The following is a 21,505-nucleotide window of genomic DNA, read 5'->3' as shown; positions in this document are numbered from 1 at the left end:
TTCAATCCTCTTATTTTTTAACCTTTTGGGGACGTTGATAATTTGCTTTTGAAATTTGTTGCGCACGTTCAAAGGAGAGACTTTGTTCGGCTACATCTTTCGTAATCACAGAACCCGCACCAACTGTTGCGCCATTCCCAATGGTCACCGGAGCAACCAGCGAGCTATTAGAACCGATAAAAACGGCATCGCCAATAGTGGTTTTGTGTTTATTTGCACCGTCGTAATTACAAGTAATCGTACCTGCCCCAATATTCGATTCAGCACCGATTTCTGCATCACCTAAATAGGTGAAATGGTTAGCTTTACTACCCAATCCAATTGTTGTGTTCTTAACTTCAACAAAGTTGCCGATATGTACTTCATTTGCCAATTTAGCGCCTGGGCGTAAGCGTGCAAATGGTCCAATTTGAGCATTTTCGCCTACAACTGCGCCATCAAAAACGCTATAGGCTTGAACTTTAGTGCCTGCTGCAATTTTGGTGTTCTTTAAAATACATCCAGCGCCAATTTCTACAAAATCGCCCAGTTCACAGTCACCTTCAATAATCACATTGACGTCAATACGAACGTCATGTCCAACTTTCACAGAACCGCGTAAGTCAAAGCGTGCAGGGTCTGCAAAAGTTACGCCTTGTTGCATAAGCTCTTTTGCTTGCTGTTGCTGGAACTCACGTTCAAGTGCAGCAAGTTGTAAGCGGTCATTGACGCCTTCAACTTCAAAAGCGAGTTCTGGTTGAATAGATGCGATTTCTAGGCCATCTGCAACAGCCATTGCTACGATGTCAGTTAGATAATATTCGCCTTGCGCATTTTCATTTGAAAGTTTAGGCAACCACTCATGAAGTTTTGCGTTGCTAACACAGTAAATGCCTGTGTTGATTTCTTGAATCTGACGCTGAGCTTCTGTTGCATCTTTATGCTCAACAATCGCTTGAATCTTACCTTCTTGACGAACGATACGACCATAACCTGTTGGGTTATCGACATGTAAAGTAATCATGCCAATGCCCGTTTTACTTGAAACGTCAACAAGTTGCTCTAGCGTTGTTTGACGTACTAAAGGTACATCACCATAAAGAATTAATGAAATACCGTCTTTAGGAAGTACGGGTAAGGTCATTTGTACTGCATGACCTGTACCTAGTTGTTCTGCTTGTTCAACCCATTGAATCTTTTCTTGTGCAAAAGTTTGTTTGACGTGGTTACCACCATGTCCATAAATCGTAATAATATTTTCTGCGTGTATTTTTTTTGCTGTTTGAATGACATGTCCTAAAAGTGGGCGACCCGCTAAAGGTTGTAATACTTTAGGAAGCTGAGAACGCATACGCGTTCCTTTGCCTGCAGCAAGAATAATGACGGTAGTTGACATGAATAACTCTAATGATTTAACTCAAATGGATAATAATTAGTGTACAAAGAGCAGCCCATACACCGGCAATAATATCGTCAAGCATAATACCAAAACCACCATGCACTTGACGATCAATAACGCGTATAGGCCAAGGTTTCCAAACATCGAAAATCCGAAATAATATAAATCCCCCAATCACCCACATCCAATTCATTTGTTGTAAATAAAGCAAGGGAAGAAAGGTAATAGATTGACCTGCAAACTCGTCCCACACAATTCGACCATCATCGTGTACATCAATAACTTTTGCAGTTTGACCACAAATATAAATTCCCACCAAGGACATGATGAGAATGGCGATCAAGCTTAAGTTAAAGCCAAGTGATAACCAGATTGGAATGAAGAGTAGGGCAAAGGCAGAGCCAAAAGTACCGGGAGCTTTAGGTGCGAGACCAGATCCGAAACCAACTCCACAGAAAACGATGCAGCGGTTGAACCAAGACATGCCCTTAAAATGAATCGGTGGCTTATGCAAAGTGTTGGTATCCATGAATTTGCAATGGGTAATCTGAACCCAAGTGCTCAAAAGTTAGTTGTGTTTGCTCAACGATCTCTCCGATCATTGTAATCTTAATGTCTAGTTGTTTTTGCAAAAGTTTTTCATAATTTTGCGGTGTTATTGTAAAACATAACTCGTAATCATCACCACCGGCCAAAGCATATTGCCAGCGCTGCTGTTCTGGTAGTGCTTGTAGTGTTGAATCAATCGGTAACTTTTCTAAAAGTAATCGGGCACCGACCTTTGAAGCTTTTAAAATGTGACCTAAATCTTGGGCTAATCCATCAGAAATATCAATCATACTAGATGCTAATCCCTTCAGCTGTTGTCCAAGCTGACAACGTGGTGTCGGATAGTCTAGTCTTTTTTGTAATGGATGACCTAGGTGCTGTAAACCATATGCGGCGTCACCCACTTGACCGCTCACACAAACATAGTCACCGACTTTGGCACCTGAACGTAACACGGCTTGTCCGGTTTCAATCCAGCCCATGGCTGTGACGGTAATGGTGAGATGAGGGCCTTGGGTCGTGTCTCCACCAATCAGAGCAACCCCAAATTGATTACAGCAGTCATAAATTCCCTGACTGAATCCTTCAAGCCATTCATGATCAATTGTAGGTAGGCTGAGCGCCAGTAAAATACTATGCGGTTTTGCCCCCATTGCTGCAATATCTGAAAGATTGACAGCTACGCTTTTCCAGCCAATTGCATGGGCAGAAGTATCAAGAGGGAAGTGACGTCCAGCAACGAGTGTATCTGCACAGATCACCAATTGTTGGTTTACGGGAGGGGTAATTAAGGCTGAGTCATCTCCAATACCCAAGGTGACATCTGTGTAAGATTGTCTGTTAAAGTACTGGTCAATAATAGAAAACTCAGCCATATCAACTTCAAACCTATTAGTTTGCTTGTTGTTTTTCAGCACTACGTAGTGTTGAACTTAAACGATCTAGAACGCCATTAATATATTTATGGCTATCTGCTCCACCAAAGTGTTTAGCGAGTTCAATAGCTTCATCTAGAACTACTCGGTAAGGTACTTCTAAATGATCACGTAACTCGTAAGCACCCAAGCGTAATGTTGCTAGCTCTACACCATCAAGTGCACTAAGTTCACGGTCAAGAACCGGAATAAGTAATGCATCAAGATCTTCGTGCTGTGCAATCACTTGTGTTAACAGTTCGTGATAGTAGTTTAAGTCTACCTTGTGCATTGCATTTTCAGCACGGGTACGTGCTTCGATTTCATGTACAGGGTTGTGACTCATTTGCCACTCATAAATACCTTGTACAGCAAAACGACGTGCTTTACGTTTTGCTGCATAAGCGGCTTGCAGTGTTTGAGACATGCTTTAAATTGCCTTTAATAAATTAACCATTTCAATAGCAGTCAATGCAGCTTCGCTACCTTTGTTTCCTGCTTTTGTACCTGAACGTTCGATGGCTTGCTCGATGCTATCAGTAGTTAATACACCATTGATGACAGGCAAGCTGCTTTCTAACGCCACTACACCTAAACCTTTTGCACATTCACCTGCAACGAAGTCAAAGTGTGGTGTGCTACCACGAATAACTGCGCCAAGTGCGATAATGGCATCAAACTGGTTTGATGTAGCTAATTTTTTAGCAACAATCGGGAGTTCCCATGCGCCAGGAGCATGAATAACAGTAATGTTATCTTCATTTACACCGTGACGTTTTAATGTGTCGATTGCACCATCCAATAAGTGTTCAACAACAAAGCTGTTGAAACGACCCACTAAAATCGCATAACGACCTTCGCTTGCGAGATGTAATAAACCTTCAATACGGCGAATTGCCATAGCAACCTCGATTATTTCGTTGTGATTTGATCAGCAGTGACATATTCCACTACTTCTAAATTAAAGCCAGATAAGGCATTGAAACGTAATGGTGAGCTAAGAAGCTTCATTTTTTCAACACCTAAATCACGCAAAATTTGAGCACCGACACCAATAGTTTGATATTGATGTGAAAGTGCTGCATTGGATTTCACCGGTTTTGGCTTATTTAAATCATCCAACGCTGGTCCCAAGTCTTGCAAATGATCTTGTCCGATCCAGACTAAAACACCGCGATCACTCGCTGCAATCGTCTGTAGTGCACGGTCTAAGTTCCACGCAGGTTCACCATCAGCTTTATTTAGCTTAAGCAAATCGCGAATTGGACTAAAACCATGCACACGTACTGTTGTAACACCTTCTTTTGGCTCGCCTTTAACTAAAGCCAAATGAATGTCCGGGTTACCAATCTCACGATAACGATAAAGTTCAAATGAACCATATTCTGTTTGAATGGTTTTTTGATCTAGACGCTCAACCGTTTGCTCATTGGTCATACGGTAGTGAATCAAGTCCGCAATTGTACCAATTTTTAAGCCATGCTTCTCGGCAAAAATTTCTAAATCTGCACGGCGTGCCATTGTGCCATCTTCATTGATGATTTCACAAATGACAGACGCTGGTTCAAGGCCTGCTAAACGTGCTAAATCACAACCTGCTTCGGTATGGCCTGCACGATGTAAAACACCGCCTGGTTGAGCCATTAACGGGAAAATATGGCCCGGCTGTACGATATCAGTTGGTTTTGCATGCGCTGCGACAGCAGCTTGAATAGTATGTGCACGCTCTGCTGCTGAAATACCCGTGGTAATCCCTTCAGCGGCTTCAATTGATAAGGTAAAGTTTGTACTGTGCTGAGCACCGTTTTGGTCAACCATCAACGGAAGGTTTAACTGTTTACAGCGCTCACGGCTTAGCGTTAGGCAAACTAGACCACGTGCATGGGTAATCATGAAGTTAATATCTTCAGGACGAACATGCGTTGCTGCAATGACAAGATCACCTTCATTTTCGCGATCTTCGTCATCCATCAAAATAACCATTTTGCCTGCACGAATATCGGCGACAAGATCTTCAACACGACTCAGCGGCATTCGCTTTCACCTTTTTTTGTCGTAAGACAATTTCTATTTAATAAATTTCGCATAGTTTACGCTGTTTAGAGAATTTTGCCTATGATTCTGATTTATCCAAATTTGTGACCTCTAAGAATAGATCGAGATTTATTTATACAAATAAATCATAAGAAAATGGAGTATTTTTAAATAAAAGCTATGAATTTAAATAAAAAAAACCTAGCCAAAAGGCTAGGTTCTGATGCGCGTAGTTACTTTTTATGAAGCTGCACTACTTGGACTATCATTTTGTGGAATTGATTTTTTCCCCATTAAAATTTCAGTCCGGATATTTTGGGCAAGTTCAGCACATTCTGCATTCATACCATTGATCATAAATGCATGACGTGTCATCACATTGCTTGGGTTTGGCATAGCAACAAGTTGGTAGCTGTCTTGAATTGCTTTGAGCTGTTCATTTTCGAGATATAAAGCAGACTCTTTAGCGTGAAGATGTTGTGCTAAACGTTGAGCAGCTTCTTTTGCATCGATTTGCATAGCTTCTACAGCATTACACGTTGCACTACGAGTTTGTAGCGCAAAGCGTTTATCTTCACGGTAACGTTTATATAAAACATCTGAAAGTAGTTGGAATACGGTTCCAATCATAAGCAGACATCCTACGGCATGCGTATGAGAAGTTGAAATCGCAAGTGTCGCGCCTTCGGCATTAAACTCATCTACTACTTCAATATCTGTGAGCTTCAATTGATAATGCTTAACGCATAACTCAATACTCTTGTTTAAAAAGAGCTGGCAGAGTTTGAAATAAGGAACAGATACCGATTGGTTAACACTGCTTAATAACTGTTTAGGGTCATAAAACTGAATATTGAGTGCCAACGTATGTTGGTCAGCTGAATCTGAAGTTTTCTCGGCTTGTTGGCGAGCTGCTGGTTTCGCTTTCGCTTGTTGCTGCGCTTGTGCAACCAAAGTTACCGTATTTTGTTTTTCTAGAGCCAATGCTTGAGTTAACTGCTGAATTTCATGCTTCAAGCGGTTTTCTTCATTAATACGTGCCAAATATTCGCTACGGGTTGGACGAGCAATCGCACGATAGGCAAGCCACAATAAAACATGCAAAAACAGAGAAGCTAAAATTGCAAGCCATTGAGTACGAAGAATTTCTCCAATACTTGGCTGAATTAATGTAACTTCGATAGATCCCACTTTCTTTTCATTTTGAAGGGCATCACGAGCAAAAATTTCGCCTTGGCGGGTTTTTGAAATTCCGCTCGTTGCTAGAACCTGTTTGTTCGCATCAAGAATGCGAATAGACGCAACACTTGGATTAGTCGCATAGCGATTGGCAATCAGTGCTAAAGACACCGTATTAGCAGGTTCAAGCTCAGATAAGCTGTCTGCAACGAGCTGACTGGTCATGAGCTGACCTTGACTCGCACGGTTTTCATTAAGCTGGTGTGTCGTTGCAATGACCAATAAAAAGGTATGCAATGCAAAACTAACGATCAGTAGGCTAGCAAATAGCCCTTGTCTAGGCGCAATCAAGTTAAACTTCCAAGGCAATTATATTGAAATTCGATTATGATTCTTACAATAGTTGTCACTCAGACTAGAGTCAATTCATGCGAGAAATCATTCTTATATCCTTTTTAGGACCGGACCAACCAAACCAGTTTACCCGATTAATGCAAGTACTATCCGTACATTCATTGCAAATACTGGATGTAGGTCAGGCTGTTATTCATAATCAACTTACATTAGGCATTGTGGTCGCTTCTGATAATGAAACTGCGACCGCATTGGCAATGAAAGAGATTCTGATTTTAGCACATGATATTGGCTTAACAGTGCGCTTTAAACCAATCACGGGCGCAGAATACGATCAATGGGTAAGTGAAGGTGGTCGGACTCGTTATATCGTCACGGCTTTAGCCCCAGAACTCACTGCGGCACACTTACAAGCAGTTACAAAAATTGTGTCTAGCCAAGGCTTTAACATCGAAACAGTAACGCGTTTATCAGGTCGTGTAGACTTTGAAAAGGATAGCGCATTCCCACGTCGTGCCTGTGTACAGTTTGGTCTAAGTAGTGGCCCAACTTTAGATGCACAAGCCATGCGTGCTGCATGTTTACTTCTTTCAAGCGAATTAAATATCGATGTTGCTGTTCAAGAAGACAACGCTTATCGCCGTAACCGCCGTCTGGTGTGTTTCGATATGGACTCAACATTAATTGAACAAGAAGTGATTGATGAGTTGGCGATTGAAGCAGGGGTAGGCGCACAAGTTGCTGAAATTACTGAAAGAGCGATGCAAGGTGAGCTTGATTTCCAGCAAAGCTTCCGTGCACGTGTTGCATTATTAAAAGGGCTTGATGCTGCTGTTTTACCTAAAATTGCAGAGCGTTTAACCATTACCGAAGGTGCAGAGCGTCTTATCTCGACCTTAAAGGCACTTGGCTATAAAACGGCAATTTTATCTGGTGGATTCCAGTATTTTGCTGAATATTTACAAGGCAAACTCGGTATTGATGAAGTTCACGCTAACATTTTAGATGTGCAAGACGGTTTCGTAACAGGCGAAGTAAAAGGTGCGATTGTAGATGGCGCCCGTAAAGCTGAGTTATTACGCGAACTTGCAAATAAGATGGGGATTTCTCTAGAGCAAGCGATGGCAGTAGGCGATGGGGCAAATGACTTACCAATGCTTGCGATTGCAGGCTTAGGCGTTGCTTATCGTGCAAAACCATTAGTACGCCAAAACGCAAATCAAGCGATTTCAAGTGTTGGTTTAGATGGTGTGCTTTATTTACTCGGTATGCATGATAAAGATTTAAATCGTGCTTAACCTATATGGATAAGCTTTAAGCGCTACTTCAGAGTAGCGCTTTTTTTATGCAGAATAGTCATAAAAACAAGCAAGTTATGACAAAATTTTGCACAGAAAAAAGGCAATAAAAAAATCTGAAAAAAACTTATTTTGGTCCTTAAAAACAGCATATTTTTTTGTAATGACACGCCAGAATTGATGCCATATAGGGAATCGAACTTTTTGAATTTTACAAAAATGTAATGACAAAAGAATGTTGCGACAAAGTATGTCGCATTAAGAAAAAACGGGTCTTTTTTTCTAAAAAAAAACATCCATAATGCATCGTAAGCTTCAACACAAATCATGAATTAAAGTTGTTTTTGGAATGAGGTCGGGTATTAAAGACCGAATGTTTTTAGACGTTTTCATTAAGACGGAGGTTTCTATGGTAACAGCGAATTTTGCCGCTATCGCCGGATTCAGCTTAATTGCTGTCGCGCTTGTTGCTGTTTTCTTTTCTCCTTACCGTCGTTGGCTTGGTTTTATGCTTGCAGGGATGTTCTTTTGGGGGCTATTGGAAGTGGTCCGTTTTGGAGTTCAAGTCACTTTTGAAATGCCAGTCACATATAGTTATTTAACTGCATTAAGTCTAGCGATGGTAATGGTTACATTTATTTTGTTACGTGAGGATAAACAAGCACAAAAGGCATTGGCAAATCGCCAATATATAGAACACACGCCAGTATATGAAGATGATCAGCAGCAATGTTCTAGCCGATAATTAAATTGTTATCTAACGGTAAAAAGGTATGCACAGCATGCCTTTTTCATTTACGAAACGTGATTTTTATTATACAAAGCATTTATTAAAAAATAGCCAGTTATGCTACGATAGATGGGTCTGTTGACGTTTCATCTAGATTGCGTTGCCAGCTAAAAAATATCAATTGATGCATAAAACACAGGCAATGGTATGTCGTTGCTAAGTTTTGCTCTAAAGTTTTCATAAAAATACAATAGGCGTGAATGTTCATGAAACTTTCTTCCATACCTGTAGTCAAGTTACCTCTCGTTGATGTCAGTACAGACCCATTAGATTTGTTGGTAGCAGGTTTAGTGCTGCGTATGAAGCAGTTGGCGCGTACTAGCCCTAAGTTTATTGAACTGATTCATGACCGCGCATTCCGTATTCAGATCGGTACAGATTTAGGTGTTGCACGTCAGATCATTATTAATAATGGTCAGATTGATACCGTTGCAGGCGCACCTGAAAAAGCTGATTTTATTTTGCAATTTGCAGACAGTGAGCAAGGTGTAAAAACTTTGATCAAAGGTGACCCAACAGCATTTATGACGGGTATGCAAGACGGTAGCATTAAAATGGAAGGTGACTTCAGCCTATTGGTGTGGTTCAACCAAGTTGCTAAGCTCATTCCGCCTAAGTTACCAAAACCAGTAAAAGATAAAGTACGTCAGGCACGTGCTTTTATTAAAGAGAAAACTGGACGTTAATATCCAGATATAAAAAAACTCCCAAAATGGGAGTTTTTTTATATCTATGCTTCGACTTCTAGATTGAATGTCACCGGACCATCATTAATCAAATGAACTTTCATATCAGCTGCAAAAATTCCAGTTTGAACGTTTTTAAATTGAGAATGTGTATATTCAACCAATTGTTCATATAACGCTTTTGCGTCGCTAGGTGGCATGGCTGGACCAAAGTCTGGGCGTAAACCTTTTTGTGTTTGTGCCATCAAGGTAAATTGTGACACAAGCAAGATTCCACCATTTGCTTGAGATACATTCCAGCCCATTTTGCCTTGTTCATCATCAAAAATTCGATATTTCAAAATTTTATCAATAAGCTTTTGGCCAATAGCCAAAGTATCATCTCTGCCAATGCCTAAAAACACCAGTAGGCCGTGTTGGATTTCGCCTGTAGTTTCACCGTCTACAACCACTTTGGCTTCAAGAACTCGTTGTATTAAAGCGCGCATAGTTAAAGCAAATTTCTATAATTAATTGAATTAACGTAGTTTAGCAGAATTTAAATTAAATGATTTTTAAAAGGAAATTTCATGGAACTGCAACAATGGTATAAAACCTCGTAATTCATCCGTAAAAATATGCTTTAATGCTAAGAAGCAAGCGAATAATCATTGACTATGTCTCCAATTATCCATTCTTTACTAGATACAGACTTGTACAAATTTACGATGCTACAAGTGGTTCTGCATAAATTCCCGCAAACACATAGTGTCTATCATTTTCGTTGCAGAAACTTAGAAGATACAGTCTACCCATTAGTGGATATTTTGGATGACTTAAACGAGCAACTCGACCATTTATGTAATCTCAAATATAAAGAAGACGAGCTACAATATTTACGAAAATTACGATTTATTAAAAGCGACTTTGTCGATTACTTAGAGTTATTCCAACTCAAACGTCGTTTTATTCAGGCTAGCATTGACGCAGAAGGTCGATTAGATATTCATATTGAAGGACCGATGGTTCAGGCGATGATGTTCGAGATTTTTGTTCTAGCCATTGTAAACGAGTTGTATTTTAGCCGTATCAAAACAGATCAAGTTTGGGCCGAAGGCGAACGCCGATTACAAGCAAAACTCGATTTGATTCAGCAATATGAAAAATCTCAACAGCCAAATGATCCACCGTTTTTAGTTTCTGATTTTGGTACACGTCGTCGTTATAGCTTTGCTTGGCAAAAACATGTCGTAGCGGCATTTCATAAAACTGTACCAAATGTGTTCCGGGGTACAAGTAATGTGTTGCTGGCTAAAGAGCTTAACATTACACCGATCGGGACCATGGCACATGAATTCCTACAAGCATTTCAGGCACTTGATGTACGTTTGCGTGATTTCCAAAAAGCTGCTTTAGAAACGTGGGTGCAAGAGTACCGTGGAGATTTAGGAATTGCCCTAACCGATGTGGTAGGGATGGACGCTTTCTTACGTGATTTTGACCTGTATTTTGCCAAACTATTTGATGGTTTACGTCATGACAGTGGCGACCCGTATGAATGGGGTGATAAGGCTTATGCGCACTATCGTAAATTAAAAATTGATACCAAAACCAAAATGCTGACATTTAGTGATGGCCTTAATTTGCCAAAGGCATGGGAATTACATCAATACTTTAAAGATCGTTTTCAGGTGAGTTTTGGTATTGGAACTAATTTAACCAACGACATGGGGCAAAAGCCACTGAATATTGTGTTGAAACTGGTTGAATGTAATGGTCAGTCAGTTGCGAAGATCTCTGATAGTCCGGGTAAAACCATGACTGACAACGATACTTTCTTGGCCTATTTACGTCAGGTTTTTGAAATCGAAGAACTTGAAGAAGTGGTTTAAGTAAAAAGTAGTCTCGCTATTTTTATTTTTAAAAGTGAGAATGCTGATATCTGATTTTCTGCTAAAGCGTAGCAGAAAATCAGAGTTTGTTAGATATATGCTTATGCTAAGATTGAAAATAAGCTGGTATAAAAAGAAACCATGACGATGACATTCCCTGATTTTAAACTCGATTTATTAATAGAAGCAGAAGAATTAGTGCCTTATTTAGGCAATGAATATATTCGCATTATAGATTTGAGCCGTGCATCGGTTTATGAACAACTCCATATTCCACATGCCATTCATTTACAGCCTAAATGGTTAGTGGCTCAACAAGAAGAAGCCACTGGTATTTTGCCAGATGAAGCGGGTTTGCAAGCACTTATTGAAAAATTGAATATTTCACCTAATCATCATGTTGTAGTTTATGACGATGAAGGTGGTGCATGGGCTGGGCGTTTAATCTGGAATTTGCATTGCCTAGGATTTACCCGTACCAGTTTAATTAACGGCGGTATCCATGCATGGTTAGGTGCAGGCTTACCAACTACAGCAGAAGTTGAAAAAATTTCTCCTGTTACAGACTTAATTCAAATTGATTTATCACATGCCGCTCAGTTCCGTGTGAACTATGAAGAGCTACGCAAACAAGTTGAGCAAGAAAGTGTGCAACTGTGGGATTGCCGGACGAGTGATGAATATAGTGGTGTCCGTTTAGCAGCGCGACGCGGCGGTCACATTCCAAATGCCCTCCATTTTGAATGGAGTACTGCACTTAATCGTCAAAATCATCTAAAATTGCATCCGCTTGAACGCACGCGGCAGCGCCTTGAACAACTTGGGTTCGATTTACAACAACCTGTAGTTGTGTACTGCCAGTCACATCACCGTTCCGGTTTGGCCTATATTCTGGCTAGACTCTTGGGCTGGGAAGCAAAAGCCTATGATGGTGCGTGGAGTGAATGGGGCAATCGCCTCGATAGTCCTATTATTACTGGAGAATCACCGTCGTGAGTTTCACATCTCGATTAAAAAAAGAATTATTTATTAAGGCACAAAACCTTGTACCACAGCATCAATTGAGCCGTGTGGTAGGTAAAGTTGCTGCGAGTGAAAATCCAGTTGTGAAAAACGCTGTTATTCATGCGTTTAAAGCTAAATATGGGATTGACTTATCGATTGCTGAACAAGGCAATGCACTGAAATATAAATCTTTTAATGACTTTTTTACCCGTGCATTAAAAGAAGGTGTACGTCTGATTGATGAAAATGCAGATAGCATCGTGTCCCCAGCAGATGGCGCAATTTCCCAAATTGGTAAGATCACTGCGGGTGAAGTATTTCAAGCAAAAGGTCAAAGTTTCTCTGTAGAGAAACTCATTGGCGATCCACAACTTGCTCAACCATTCCAAGACGGTGAGTTCGCGACAGTTTATTTATCACCGCGTGATTACCATCGTGTTCATATGCCATTTGCAGGGACATTAACAGAAACATTATATGTGCCAGGCGAGCTATTTTCGGTAAATCAGGTCACTGCTGAAAATGTACCTGGATTATTTGCTCGTAATGAACGCATGGTGTGTTTGTTCGATACTGAACTTGGCCGTATGGCTGTTGTTCTAGTAGGTGCGATGATTGTTGCTGGTATTGAAACTGTGGCAACAGGCAAGGTAAAACCTTCAGGCCGTATCGAATTACAACATCATCAGTTAAAGCTAGAGAAAGGTGCTGAGCTTGGACGTTTTTATTTAGGTTCTACAGCCGTTATTTTATTTGAAAAAGATAAGATCGAATGGGAACAACGTTTTAAAGCTGAGTCTGTAGTTGTAATGGGCGAGCGCATGGGACATGCCGTTTAGTCCGTTATATTGCTTCCTAAAAACAAGTAAACCCTGACTTTAATTATTCAGGGTTTTTTTTGATTTAAATTATATAAAAGTAAAATATATAATTATGTTTGGATTTATATTATATGGAAATATAATTATTATTAAGTGATCTAAATGAGTACGTTATATAAGCTAGTCTATAAATATGTATCTGAAAAGAGCAAAAATATTAATATGATTGAAAATTAATAAATAAAAATAGAATGAAATATTTAAGTTAGACTTAAGTCGAGGTTTTAATTTTATTTGAAGATAAGTTATTAAATCTAAAAAATTATTTAGTTTTTTTATAAGCATGAAGCGCTTTTTAGATATTACACAACTTTAGCCTTGGCACAATGCTTGCTAACTATTCAGGACCTTACTGTAATTTTCATATTTTTTTTAGGTTCTGAAATCATGTTAAAAGTTAAATGTCTGACAGCTTCAGTTTTATCTGTACTTTGTATTTCACTCACTCATGCCAATGATTTTAAAGTTTTAAATCAAATTTCAAAACAGCCTACTCAACTTCAAACTGGGGAATATAAAGGTAATTATTATGTTCCATCTACTTTAAATACCATTACATGGGGCTATTTACCAAATCGAGATGCTAAACCCGTGCTTACTGTTCCGTCGGGTAGTGTCGTAACATTTGATACGGTTTCTCATGAAGGTTTGCTTGAAGACCAAGGGCGTAATGCTGAAAAGTTCTTTAAATCGAAGGGTGTCAAATCTAATGAAATCTTGGAAGATGCAAAAACAATTACGCAGTCAAATTTAAAGCATGATTTTCATAAAGATGGGCCGCATATTGTGACAGGCCCTGTTGCAATTGAAGGTGCACAGCCCGGTGATATTCTGAAAGTTGAAGTACTTAAAGTTGAGCCACGTGTTCCTTACGGTGTGATTTCAAATCGACATGGTAAAGGTGCTTTAGTAGGGGAGTTTCCTAAAAAAGCAAAGCAAGAAAATGCATCGGCTGAGCATCCTGAACGTTATGGAAATGTATCGATTTTCACCCCAATCGAAAAAAATGCTAAAGGTGAGTACGAAGGTGTATTAAAAACAGAATCTGGTAAATCAATACGTTTTCCGCTCTATCCTTTTATGGGAATTATGGGGGTAGCAGCCAATACGTCTGAGCCTGTTCACTCTGTACCACCTGCAATGTATGGCGGAAATATTGATATTAATGAACTAGGTACAGGTTCAACTGCGTATTATCCTGTTCAGGTTAAAGGTGCATTATTCTATACGGGTGATAGTCATTTCGCGCAAGGCGATGGGGAAGTGGCATTAACGGCACTAGAAGCTTCAGCCCGCGCCACACTGAAATTTACCTTACTCAAAGCAGGTAAGGACAAAATACCGGGCAAAGAGCTAAAACAACCTTTAGCTGAAAATGCTGAGTTTTGGATTACACCAGGACTTGATGAAGATCTTGATGAAGCGATGAAGAAATCTACACGTGAAGCCATTCGTTTCTTAAACCAAGAATACGGTATTGATGAAGCGACAGCGTATGCTTATTTAAGTGCCGCGACTGATTTTGAAGTTTCACAAGTGGTAGATAAAACCAAAGGGATCCATGCAAAAATCAGAAAAGCTGATTTTAAAGAGTTTGAGAGTAAATAATTGAGATGACCTAAGCTTGGTATTTAAAATATTAAATACCAAGTTAATTTTATTTTAACTATTTATAAGTTTTATATATTTTATAATTAAGTATAATAAATCTCACATATATTGATTAGTATAAAATCTAATGCAATCACTTCCTAATGTTCTACTATATCTGGCTGCACTATTAACATTCTGTGCCGCATTACTTCATTTTGTTTGTGTGTTCTGGGGAGCAAATGGTTTTCGGTTTTTAGGGGCTGGTAAAAGTATTGTCCAGATGGTTGAAAGAGGACACTGGTATCCTAATTTTACAGCTATAACTGTGGGATTAATTCTAACAGTATGTGCTACATATGCCTTCTTTGCAGCAAAGGGAATACAGATATTACCTTTTACCAAAATTATTTTGTCGCTTGTTGCAGCGGTTTTTCTTATCCGTGGTTTTGCTTTTCCATGGTTAAAGTCAAAATTTGTTGGTAATAGTGATTTATTTTGGTACGTCAGCTCAGCCTTTTGTTTAATACTCGGCGCTTTATATGCCGCAGGCGTATATTTAATTTGAAACGAATATATTCTAGGTGAACTAGAGTGAATAATTTTAAAAAATAAAAGGGAGCTTGGCTCCCTTTTTAATTATTTAGTCCAACCATATTTTTTGAAAATAGTATTGCCTTGTTGTGAAGATAGAAAATCTACAAAACGTTTAGCCTCGTCATCTTTTAAACTATGTTTAGTCAAGGCTACACCTGTGTCGCGATAGACAACTAGCTCTGGTTCGATAGGGATAATTTGTCCAACGTCCGGGTTACTGATTCCCCAAATATTAAAGACTAACCAAGCATCATAGCTGCTATTTTCTTCCCATTTTTTCTTGGCAATACCTGTGTTGGCTGCATAGGTGGCAATATTTTTTCGAAAAGCTTTTGTTAATTGAATATTTCCGGTTCTGCCAGCGATATCTTCCCACATACCGACTTGACCCGCACCATGGGTAACTAAAACTTTAACGCCAGATTTAGCAAGGTCTTTAAATCCTTTAATATTTTTAGGATTTCCTTTGCGTACTAAAATGGTTGCAGGGCGTAAATATAAAGGTTCTACCGAGTCTTTTATAATTTGCTCAGAAAAAGCATTTTCAAAATCAGACATCATGGCTTCGGAACCACTATAAATAACATCTGCATCTAGTTTCGCCTTTTCAGACCATTGAGCAGTAGGTCCAGAAGTCACATGAACTGCTATTCCTGTCTTATTGGTGAATTGTTTGGCGGCTTCTTTCATAGCGGGTGCTGGGCCACCCGGACCATATACTTGTACATCTGCAAAACTATGGATAGATAGAGAACCGAGAATAAGGTAAATCAGGTAGGGTATAAATTTTTGTTTTGGCATTTTAATAGCTATCGTAATTAAGAAAATATCAGCATATATTTTTTATTATTAAAATTGGATTAATTTTTGCAACGATATTTATAATACATATTCTTTAAAATATATTTAATGAGATTTTAAGAGACTATATAAATGTAAATTATTTTGAGTTGAATATAAATATAGAAGATTCTATGGTAATTTATATTTTATAAATTAATTATTTAAATAGATGTAATGTAAATAATAGAGGAGTAATCCCTTGATTAGAAAAAGTAATTCTTTTTTAAAAATTTTATTTAGCAGTATTTGTTTGGCATCTGGTTCTGCTATGGCTGCTCCAATTACAGATTTGGGTAAGCAAATTGTGAGCGAAAAACCGGGTTCAATATTGTCGCTAGAACAGCAAGCTGTGACGGATTTGTTTCCTCATGCAGATCAGCGCTTATTAGTAAATTATCGTAGTCGAGGTATTCAGGGCGAACCTATTGTTGCATCGGCTTTTATTTTATTACCAAAAGGAACGCCACCAAAAAATGGCTGGCCGATACTTGCTTGGGCGCATGGTACGACTGGGGTTGCTGATACTTGTGCACCTTCGGGTGATTATGCCGGTGGACCAGTTCATTCATATCAGGAAGTTGCTTCCAAAGCTTTAGATGGTTGGCTTGCACGTGGCTATGCAGTTGTTGCACCTGATTATCAAGGTTTAGGTACATTAGGCGCACATCCCTATATGAATGCAAAGAGCCAGCTGCATACAGTGGTTGATGCAGTGCGTGCATTACATATGCTCAAGCCAAAAGACTTCAATAAACAGTGGTTGGTAATGGGGCATAGTCAAGGCGGGGCTGCGGCAATTGCAGTGTCTGCTTATGGTCAAAAAGATGCTCCCGAACTAGATTTAAAAGGGGCGATCGCTCTTGCGCCAGGCGGCTATCAGTATGAAGGCATTGCAGAATATGTGCAGAGTAATCCAAACCCAGAACCAAGTGTGGCAGCATTTTTCCCAATTGTGTTATTGGGAGCACAAGCAGCAGAACCAAGCATTGTTCCTGAAAACTTAGTCAGTGCAGAAATGAACACGGTGCTAACTCAAGCGCGTAGTCGCTGTTTATCTGAACTTCAATCTGATTTGAAAAAATCTCCCTCTAGCATATTTCGCCCTAATGCAGACTTAAAACCTCTTTTGGCTTATCTAAAACAACAGTCGATTGAAAATATGGTGCCTACCGTACCATTAATGATTGTTCAAGGCTCTAAAGATCATTTAGTCGACCCTAGAGGGACATCTGCTTATTACCAACAGCTATGTAAATTAAAAAAACCAACTATTTATCAAACGATTGATGGTGGAGATCACCGTGATGCACTGCGTCAAAGTAATACTTTTGCCACTCACTTTTTAAATGTCATAGAGAAAAATCAGACAAAATCGTATTGCTCGAATTCTAAGTAAATTGGTTTAAATGCTACAAAAAAGCCGACTTTTCATGAGTCGGCTTTTTAAATGTAGGAGGGGCAAATTTAGGTCATGTTATAGAGTCTTTCTTTTGGAAAAACTGCGGTAAATGTTGATCCTTCGTTTTCTTTAGACTGTACATCTAAATAAGCGCCGTGTTGCATCAGCACATGTTTTACAATCGCCAAGCCTAAACCTGTACCACCTGTTTGACGACTACGGTCGCTATCCACACGATAAAAGCGTTCGGTCAGTCGTGGCAAATGTTTAGGATTAATTCCAATGCCCGTGTCTTGCACGCTAAAGTAAGCATGTTCACCATCATCATGCCAACCAATCGTAATGGTTCCACCTTTTGGCGTGTACTTGATGGCATTGGTAATTAAGTTACTAAACGCGCTGGCAATTTCCATGTCGGAACCAATCAGGTCGCAGTGGCTATCAATATGTAAATTGAGCGTGTGTCCATAATCGGCATTGTAGGCCTGAGCATCATCAAAAAGTTGATTCATTAAACTCGGCATTTCAATAATCTGGTTTTTTGCAATTTTCTTGTTATTTTCTAAATTCGATAACAGCAGTAAATCATTAACCAACGCATTCATACGCTTGGTTTGTGATTGCATCTGGTCAAATGCACGTTTCCAGCGTGGGCTAATATCTTCCTGATCTGTAAAGGTTTCAATATAACCACTGAGTACGGTTAATGGCGTACGAAGTTCATGAGAAATATTATCGACGAAGTCTTTACGCATTTGCTCAAGGTTGTGCATACGAGTCACATCGTAAGCCACCAATAAACGACTTTCTCCACCAAATCTTGTGAGTTTAACCTGCACATAACGGTCATCATCAAAATTTGAGTGAAGCTTAATTCCATCAGGTGCCTGATCAATATTGTTAAAATATTCAATAAAAGTAGGCTGACGTAAAATGGTTAATAAGTTACGACCACGATCGAGAGGGCTGATTCCTAACAAACGTTCCGCAGCTGGGTTCCACCATTCGATTTGATGTTGATCGTCAATCAGAACAACGGCTTCAGCAAGAGCAACTAATGAAGACTGAGCCCGGTCAATTAAACCGACCATTTCCGCCTGAACAATTCGTTCCTGACGCTGGGCACGGTAAACATTAAATAACAATGCCCCCCAAATCCCGTTAAGGTTTGGAGGAACGTCATAAGGTTTATTCGCAATCCAGTCATTGACCAGATATAAAGAACGCAACTGGAGTGTAAAAAACACCACGAAGGCGATAAAAATACAGCTCCAGAAATACCCAATACCGAAACCGACTAAACCGGCAATAATTAGAAAAAATAATAAAAGCCGTAAATCTTGTTTGGCAAACGTCCATAAACTACTGTAGCGAGAAAGCTTTTGTTCACGTACCTGTTCAGGGACGGGGTAGGGTTCATACATAAATCTTGGTTAACCTGCGGCTAAATCTGCACGTGTAGAGAAACGGTAGCCAGTTCCACGTACAGTCTGAACAAATCGGTCAACACCAAAAGGTTCTAACACTTTACGCAAACGACGGATATGCACATCGATAGTGCGGTCTTCAATATATACATTACCGCCCCATACCTGATCGAGCAACTGGGCACGCGTATATGCACGTTCTGGATGGGTCATAAAAAATGCAAGTAAGCGATATTCAGTTGGGCCCATATCTAAAATGCTGTTGCCAAAGCTAACACGTTGGCTTACAGGATCAAGAATTAAACCATTGGCATCAATTGTTTTTTCACCACTTAATGCATTCGCGCGGCGCAGAACTGCCTTAATACGTGAAACCAGTTCACGTGTTGAGAAAGGCTTCGTCATGTAATCATCTGCACCCGCATCAAGACCTTGTACTTTATGGTCTTCTTCTCCGCGAGCGGTCAGCATAATCACTGGAATTTCTGCTAGGTTCTCATCGCGTTTTAAGCGGCGACATAAATCGACACCACTTACGCCTCCAGGTAACATCCAATCAAGCAAGATAAGCGCCGGACGTTGGTCGACGATAATTTGATGAGCTTGTTTGGCATCTTCTGCCTGTAGACACTGAAAGCCTGCCATGTCCAAAGAAGTATGGATCATTTCACGAATAGGAAGCTCATCATCGACAATTAAAATATAGTCATCTTTCACAACGCAATATCCTATAGATTTAACGGTGAACCGTTTTGTAGTTATGACAGGCTTATTACAAAGATTAATTATGACAATTTCATTGCAGAAAAGTCTATAAAAATGAATTTAGCAATAATTTGTGACAAAACTAAGGCAAAGGTATGACCAAATTATGACATCTCAGCCTCAAAATTTCTAAAATCATTCAATAGGTTATCACCTTAATTGCTTCGCTATTTTTTCACATTTTTAGCTGTCAAAAAACTTTAATATTATTTTGAAACTTGCGCTAATAAAGATAAGAAAACGACACGGCATGCAGTTAAAACCTGCTCAAGAGACTGCTCAAACCCTCCCATCACCCATCGAATCGCAATTTGAGTCACATATCCATTCAAACCAGTTGCAATTAAAGAGAGTTCATTTTCGTGGTGCTGAATTTGGGGCATGGTCAGCATAACGAAGGCTTGAATCATGCGATCAAATTGCGCAAGTGTTTCTTGAATGGTGGCTTGATTATGTAATTCTTGTACCAAGACTGCGTCGACATAGACAATACGAGCTAATCTCGGGTCATCTTTTAATGTCGTCAGCAGTGCTCTTAAACCAGCATCGACCATTTTTTCTGGATCGGGTGCAGCTTTAATCACTGCTTGCATCAGATTTTGCTGTAATTCTTCAATCATTTTTAAAAAGATGGTTTGAAATAAATCTTCACTCTTTTTAAATGATTCATAAAAATAACGTTCGGTGAGTTTTGCCTCTTGGCAGACATCTTTTACAGTCACTGAAAAAAAACCAAGGGTTCCATAGGTTGCAATACCTGCTTCAATCAGCTTTTCACGGCGTGCCTCTTTACGTTCAGATAGAGATAACCCTTTGAACTGACGTTCTTTACTCACACTTTTTGTTTTCTTTTTACTGGTTGAGTCGTTAGTCGCCATAAATAAATTGTTTCCTAAAGAATGGTTTCCTAATTTATAGGTTTTGGCCAAATATGCTCACTATGATAAAGCCCTCAGCAGAATTGTGCCATTCTATCTGAAATTACAGTGTACTATATTGACAATGTGTATTGTCAAAATTATATTGAAGGTGTCTAAAGTGCACATGCAATGAACCGGTTGTGCAAAACGAAAAACAAAGGATGGACAATGAAAAATTTTAAAAACAAAGTCGCTGCAATTACGGGCGCGGGTTCTGGCATTGGGCAACAGTTAGCAATTCTTTTGGCAAAACAGGGCTGCCATCTTTCGTTGAGTGATATTAATGAAAAAGGATTACAACAAACTGTCGAGCTTTTAAAGCCGTACAGCAATATTACTGTTACTACCAAAAAGCTTGATGTGTCTGACCGTGAAGCGGTAAAGCAGTGGGCGCAAGAAACAGTACAAGATCACGGCTCTGTTAACCTGATTTTTAACAATGCTGGTGTTGCGTTAGGTTCGACTGTCGAAGGCGCGACCTACGAAGATTTAGAGTGGATTGTTGGGATTAACTTCTGGGGTGTCGTATACGGTACTAAAGAATTTTTACCGTTCATTAAGCAAACTCAAGATGGGCACATTATTAACATCTCGAGCTTATTTGGTCTGACTGCTCAACCGACTCAATCTGGTTATAACGCAACTAAATTTGCTGTGCGTGGCTTTACCGAATCATTACGCCAAGAGTTGGATATTGAAAAAAGTGGTGTGAGTTCTTTGTGCGTACATCCGGGGGGAATTTGCACCAATATTGCTAAAGCTGCAAAAATGAGTGATAGCTTGAGTACTTTAGGTATGGACCCAGCTAAATCGATTCAAAACTTTGATAAGTTCCTACGTACTCCACCAGAAGAAGCGGCTCGTCAAATCTTGGATGCTGTTTTGAAAAATAAACGCCGTTTATTGATTGGTAGTGATGCAAAATTTCTTGATGCATTGCAGCGTTTGTTCCCAACAGGATATCAACGCGCTTCAACCGTTGTGACCAAATGGATGAAATAAGATTTAAATTAAAAAAAGCCATC

23 protein-coding genes are annotated in these 21,505 nt (G+C 39.5%); 10 read left to right on the top strand and 13 right to left on the bottom strand.

Annotated features, from left to right (window positions below; translation table 11 throughout):
- Nucleotides 1–10: 10 nt before the first annotated feature.
- From glmU to B806_RS0108275, 7 genes are all read right to left on the bottom strand, one after another.
- Nucleotides 11–1,375 carry a bifunctional UDP-N-acetylglucosamine diphosphorylase/glucosamine-1-phosphate N-acetyltransferase GlmU gene (gene glmU, locus B806_RS0108305; protein ID WP_017402859.1) on the bottom strand — a complete coding sequence of 455 codons (1,365 nt, stop codon included), beginning with the start codon at nucleotides 1,373–1,375 and terminating at the stop codon, nucleotides 11–13.
- A 16-nt stretch (nucleotides 1,376–1,391) separates the two neighbouring features.
- On the bottom strand, nucleotides 1,392–1,907 hold the full coding sequence (locus B806_RS0108300) for a phosphatidylglycerophosphatase A (protein WP_017386162.1): 516 nt from the start codon (nucleotides 1,905–1,907) through the stop codon (nucleotides 1,392–1,394).
- Complete coding sequence (gene thiL / locus B806_RS0108295) at nucleotides 1,885–2,802, bottom strand: thiamine-phosphate kinase (RefSeq protein ID WP_017386161.1); 918 nt, start codon at nucleotides 2,800–2,802, stop codon at nucleotides 1,885–1,887. The genes B806_RS0108300 and thiL overlap by 23 nt, the downstream gene beginning before the upstream one ends.
- A 16-nt stretch (nucleotides 2,803–2,818) precedes the next feature.
- Nucleotides 2,819–3,268 (bottom strand): transcription antitermination factor NusB, encoded by a 450-nt coding sequence (gene nusB, locus B806_RS0108290; protein ID WP_002119137.1) that lies wholly within the window; start codon nucleotides 3,266–3,268, stop codon nucleotides 2,819–2,821.
- Nucleotides 3,269–3,271: 3 nt separating this feature from the next.
- The gene (ribE, locus tag B806_RS0108285) at nucleotides 3,272–3,742 is read right to left on the bottom strand and encodes a 6,7-dimethyl-8-ribityllumazine synthase (protein WP_002119264.1); all 471 of its coding nucleotides are present in this window, start codon (nucleotides 3,740–3,742) and stop codon (nucleotides 3,272–3,274) included.
- 11 nt (nucleotides 3,743–3,753) lie between these two features.
- Nucleotides 3,754–4,875 carry a bifunctional 3,4-dihydroxy-2-butanone-4-phosphate synthase/GTP cyclohydrolase II gene (gene ribBA, locus B806_RS0108280; RefSeq protein WP_002119278.1) on the bottom strand — a complete coding sequence of 374 codons (1,122 nt, stop codon included), beginning with the start codon at nucleotides 4,873–4,875 and terminating at the stop codon, nucleotides 3,754–3,756.
- Between the two features lie 240 nt (nucleotides 4,876–5,115).
- Nucleotides 5,116–6,423, bottom strand: a complete 1,308-nt coding sequence (locus B806_RS0108275; RefSeq protein ID WP_079381108.1) for a hypothetical protein — start codon at nucleotides 6,421–6,423, stop codon at nucleotides 5,116–5,118.
- Nucleotides 6,424–6,482: 59 nt separating this feature from the next.
- Here B806_RS0108275 and serB point away from each other — a divergent pair, with 59 nt between their 5' ends.
- On the top strand, nucleotides 6,483–7,706 hold the full coding sequence (gene serB, locus B806_RS0108270; RefSeq protein ID WP_005804373.1) for a phosphoserine phosphatase SerB: 1,224 nt from the start codon (nucleotides 6,483–6,485) through the stop codon (nucleotides 7,704–7,706).
- 23 nt (nucleotides 7,707–7,729) lie between these two features.
- On the opposite strand, the gene B806_RS20215 is transcribed toward serB, so the two are convergent.
- The gene (locus B806_RS20215; protein WP_025465982.1) at nucleotides 7,730–8,002 is read right to left on the bottom strand and encodes a hypothetical protein; all 273 of its coding nucleotides are present in this window, start codon (nucleotides 8,000–8,002) and stop codon (nucleotides 7,730–7,732) included.
- Between the two features lie 113 nt (nucleotides 8,003–8,115).
- Between B806_RS20215 and aciT the strand changes: the two genes are divergently transcribed.
- Nucleotides 8,116–8,451: a ciprofloxacin tolerance protein AciT gene (gene aciT / locus B806_RS0108260; RefSeq protein ID WP_002119105.1), complete on the top strand. Its 336-nt coding sequence runs from the start codon at nucleotides 8,116–8,118 to the stop codon at nucleotides 8,449–8,451.
- Between the two features lie 251 nt (nucleotides 8,452–8,702).
- Nucleotides 8,703–9,182, top strand: coding sequence for a hypothetical protein (locus tag B806_RS0108255; protein WP_002119134.1), 480 nt, complete (start codon nucleotides 8,703–8,705; stop codon nucleotides 9,180–9,182).
- Nucleotides 9,183–9,226: 44 nt separating this feature from the next.
- Here the strand turns inward: B806_RS0108255 and dtd are convergent, their stop codons facing one another.
- The gene (gene dtd, locus B806_RS0108250) at nucleotides 9,227–9,670 is read right to left on the bottom strand and encodes a D-aminoacyl-tRNA deacylase (RefSeq protein ID WP_017402858.1); all 444 of its coding nucleotides are present in this window, start codon (nucleotides 9,668–9,670) and stop codon (nucleotides 9,227–9,229) included.
- 168 nt (nucleotides 9,671–9,838) lie between these two features.
- Here dtd and pncB point away from each other — a divergent pair, with 168 nt between their 5' ends.
- The 5 genes from pncB (at nucleotide 9,839) to B806_RS0108225 (ending at nucleotide 15,097) form a co-directional block, all read left to right on the top strand.
- The gene (gene pncB, locus B806_RS0108245) at nucleotides 9,839–11,053 is read left to right on the top strand and encodes a nicotinate phosphoribosyltransferase (RefSeq protein ID WP_005078724.1); all 1,215 of its coding nucleotides are present in this window, start codon (nucleotides 9,839–9,841) and stop codon (nucleotides 11,051–11,053) included.
- Between the two features lie 147 nt (nucleotides 11,054–11,200).
- Nucleotides 11,201–12,049, top strand: a complete 849-nt coding sequence (locus tag B806_RS0108240) for a rhodanese-like domain-containing protein (protein WP_017386157.1) — start codon at nucleotides 11,201–11,203, stop codon at nucleotides 12,047–12,049.
- Nucleotides 12,046–12,897: an archaetidylserine decarboxylase gene (asd, locus tag B806_RS0108235; protein ID WP_017386156.1), complete on the top strand. Its 852-nt coding sequence runs from the start codon at nucleotides 12,046–12,048 to the stop codon at nucleotides 12,895–12,897. Before B806_RS0108240 ends, asd begins: the two co-directional genes overlap by 4 nt.
- 429 nt (nucleotides 12,898–13,326) lie before the next feature.
- Complete coding sequence (locus tag B806_RS0108230; RefSeq protein WP_017387601.1) at nucleotides 13,327–14,547, top strand: acetamidase/formamidase family protein; 1,221 nt, start codon at nucleotides 13,327–13,329, stop codon at nucleotides 14,545–14,547.
- A gap of 130 nt (nucleotides 14,548–14,677) precedes the next feature.
- Complete coding sequence (locus tag B806_RS0108225) at nucleotides 14,678–15,097, top strand: hypothetical protein (RefSeq protein WP_017387600.1); 420 nt, start codon at nucleotides 14,678–14,680, stop codon at nucleotides 15,095–15,097.
- Between the two features lie 71 nt (nucleotides 15,098–15,168).
- Here B806_RS0108225 and B806_RS0108220 read toward each other — a convergent pair whose 3' ends face one another.
- On the bottom strand, nucleotides 15,169–15,927 hold the full coding sequence (locus tag B806_RS0108220) for an AcfC family putative adhesin (RefSeq protein WP_017387599.1): 759 nt from the start codon (nucleotides 15,925–15,927) through the stop codon (nucleotides 15,169–15,171).
- A 241-nt stretch (nucleotides 15,928–16,168) separates the two neighbouring features.
- On the opposite strand from B806_RS0108220, the gene B806_RS0108215 reads away from it, so the two are divergent.
- A complete protein-coding gene (locus B806_RS0108215) occupies nucleotides 16,169–17,365 on the top strand; it encodes an alpha/beta fold hydrolase (protein WP_017387598.1) in 1,197 nt (398 codons plus the stop codon).
- 68 nt (nucleotides 17,366–17,433) lie between these two features.
- Here B806_RS0108215 and phoR read toward each other — a convergent pair whose 3' ends face one another.
- The 3 genes from phoR to B806_RS0108200 form a co-directional block, all read right to left on the bottom strand.
- Complete coding sequence (phoR, locus tag B806_RS0108210) at nucleotides 17,434–18,792, bottom strand: phosphate regulon sensor histidine kinase PhoR (protein WP_002121907.1); 1,359 nt, start codon at nucleotides 18,790–18,792, stop codon at nucleotides 17,434–17,436.
- 9 nt (nucleotides 18,793–18,801) lie between these two features.
- Entirely contained in the window at nucleotides 18,802–19,512 is a 711-nt protein-coding gene (phoB, locus tag B806_RS0108205) for a phosphate regulon transcriptional regulator PhoB (protein WP_000650776.1), read from the bottom strand.
- Between the two features lie 254 nt (nucleotides 19,513–19,766).
- On the bottom strand, nucleotides 19,767–20,438 hold the full coding sequence (locus B806_RS0108200) for a TetR/AcrR family transcriptional regulator (protein ID WP_017387597.1): 672 nt from the start codon (nucleotides 20,436–20,438) through the stop codon (nucleotides 19,767–19,769).
- A 210-nt stretch (nucleotides 20,439–20,648) separates the two neighbouring features.
- Between B806_RS0108200 and B806_RS0108195 the strand changes: the two genes are divergently transcribed.
- Nucleotides 20,649–21,482: an SDR family NAD(P)-dependent oxidoreductase gene (locus B806_RS0108195; protein WP_017402857.1), complete on the top strand. Its 834-nt coding sequence runs from the start codon at nucleotides 20,649–20,651 to the stop codon at nucleotides 21,480–21,482.
- Nucleotides 21,483–21,505: the final 23 nt, after the last annotated feature.

The organism is Acinetobacter sp. TG2027, assembly GCF_000302435.1.
GTDB classification, from domain to species: Bacteria; Pseudomonadota; Gammaproteobacteria; order Pseudomonadales; family Moraxellaceae; genus Acinetobacter; species Acinetobacter pittii.
Note: the sequence above shows the minus strand (reverse complement) of the source record. Positions and strands in the feature narration are given on the sequence as shown.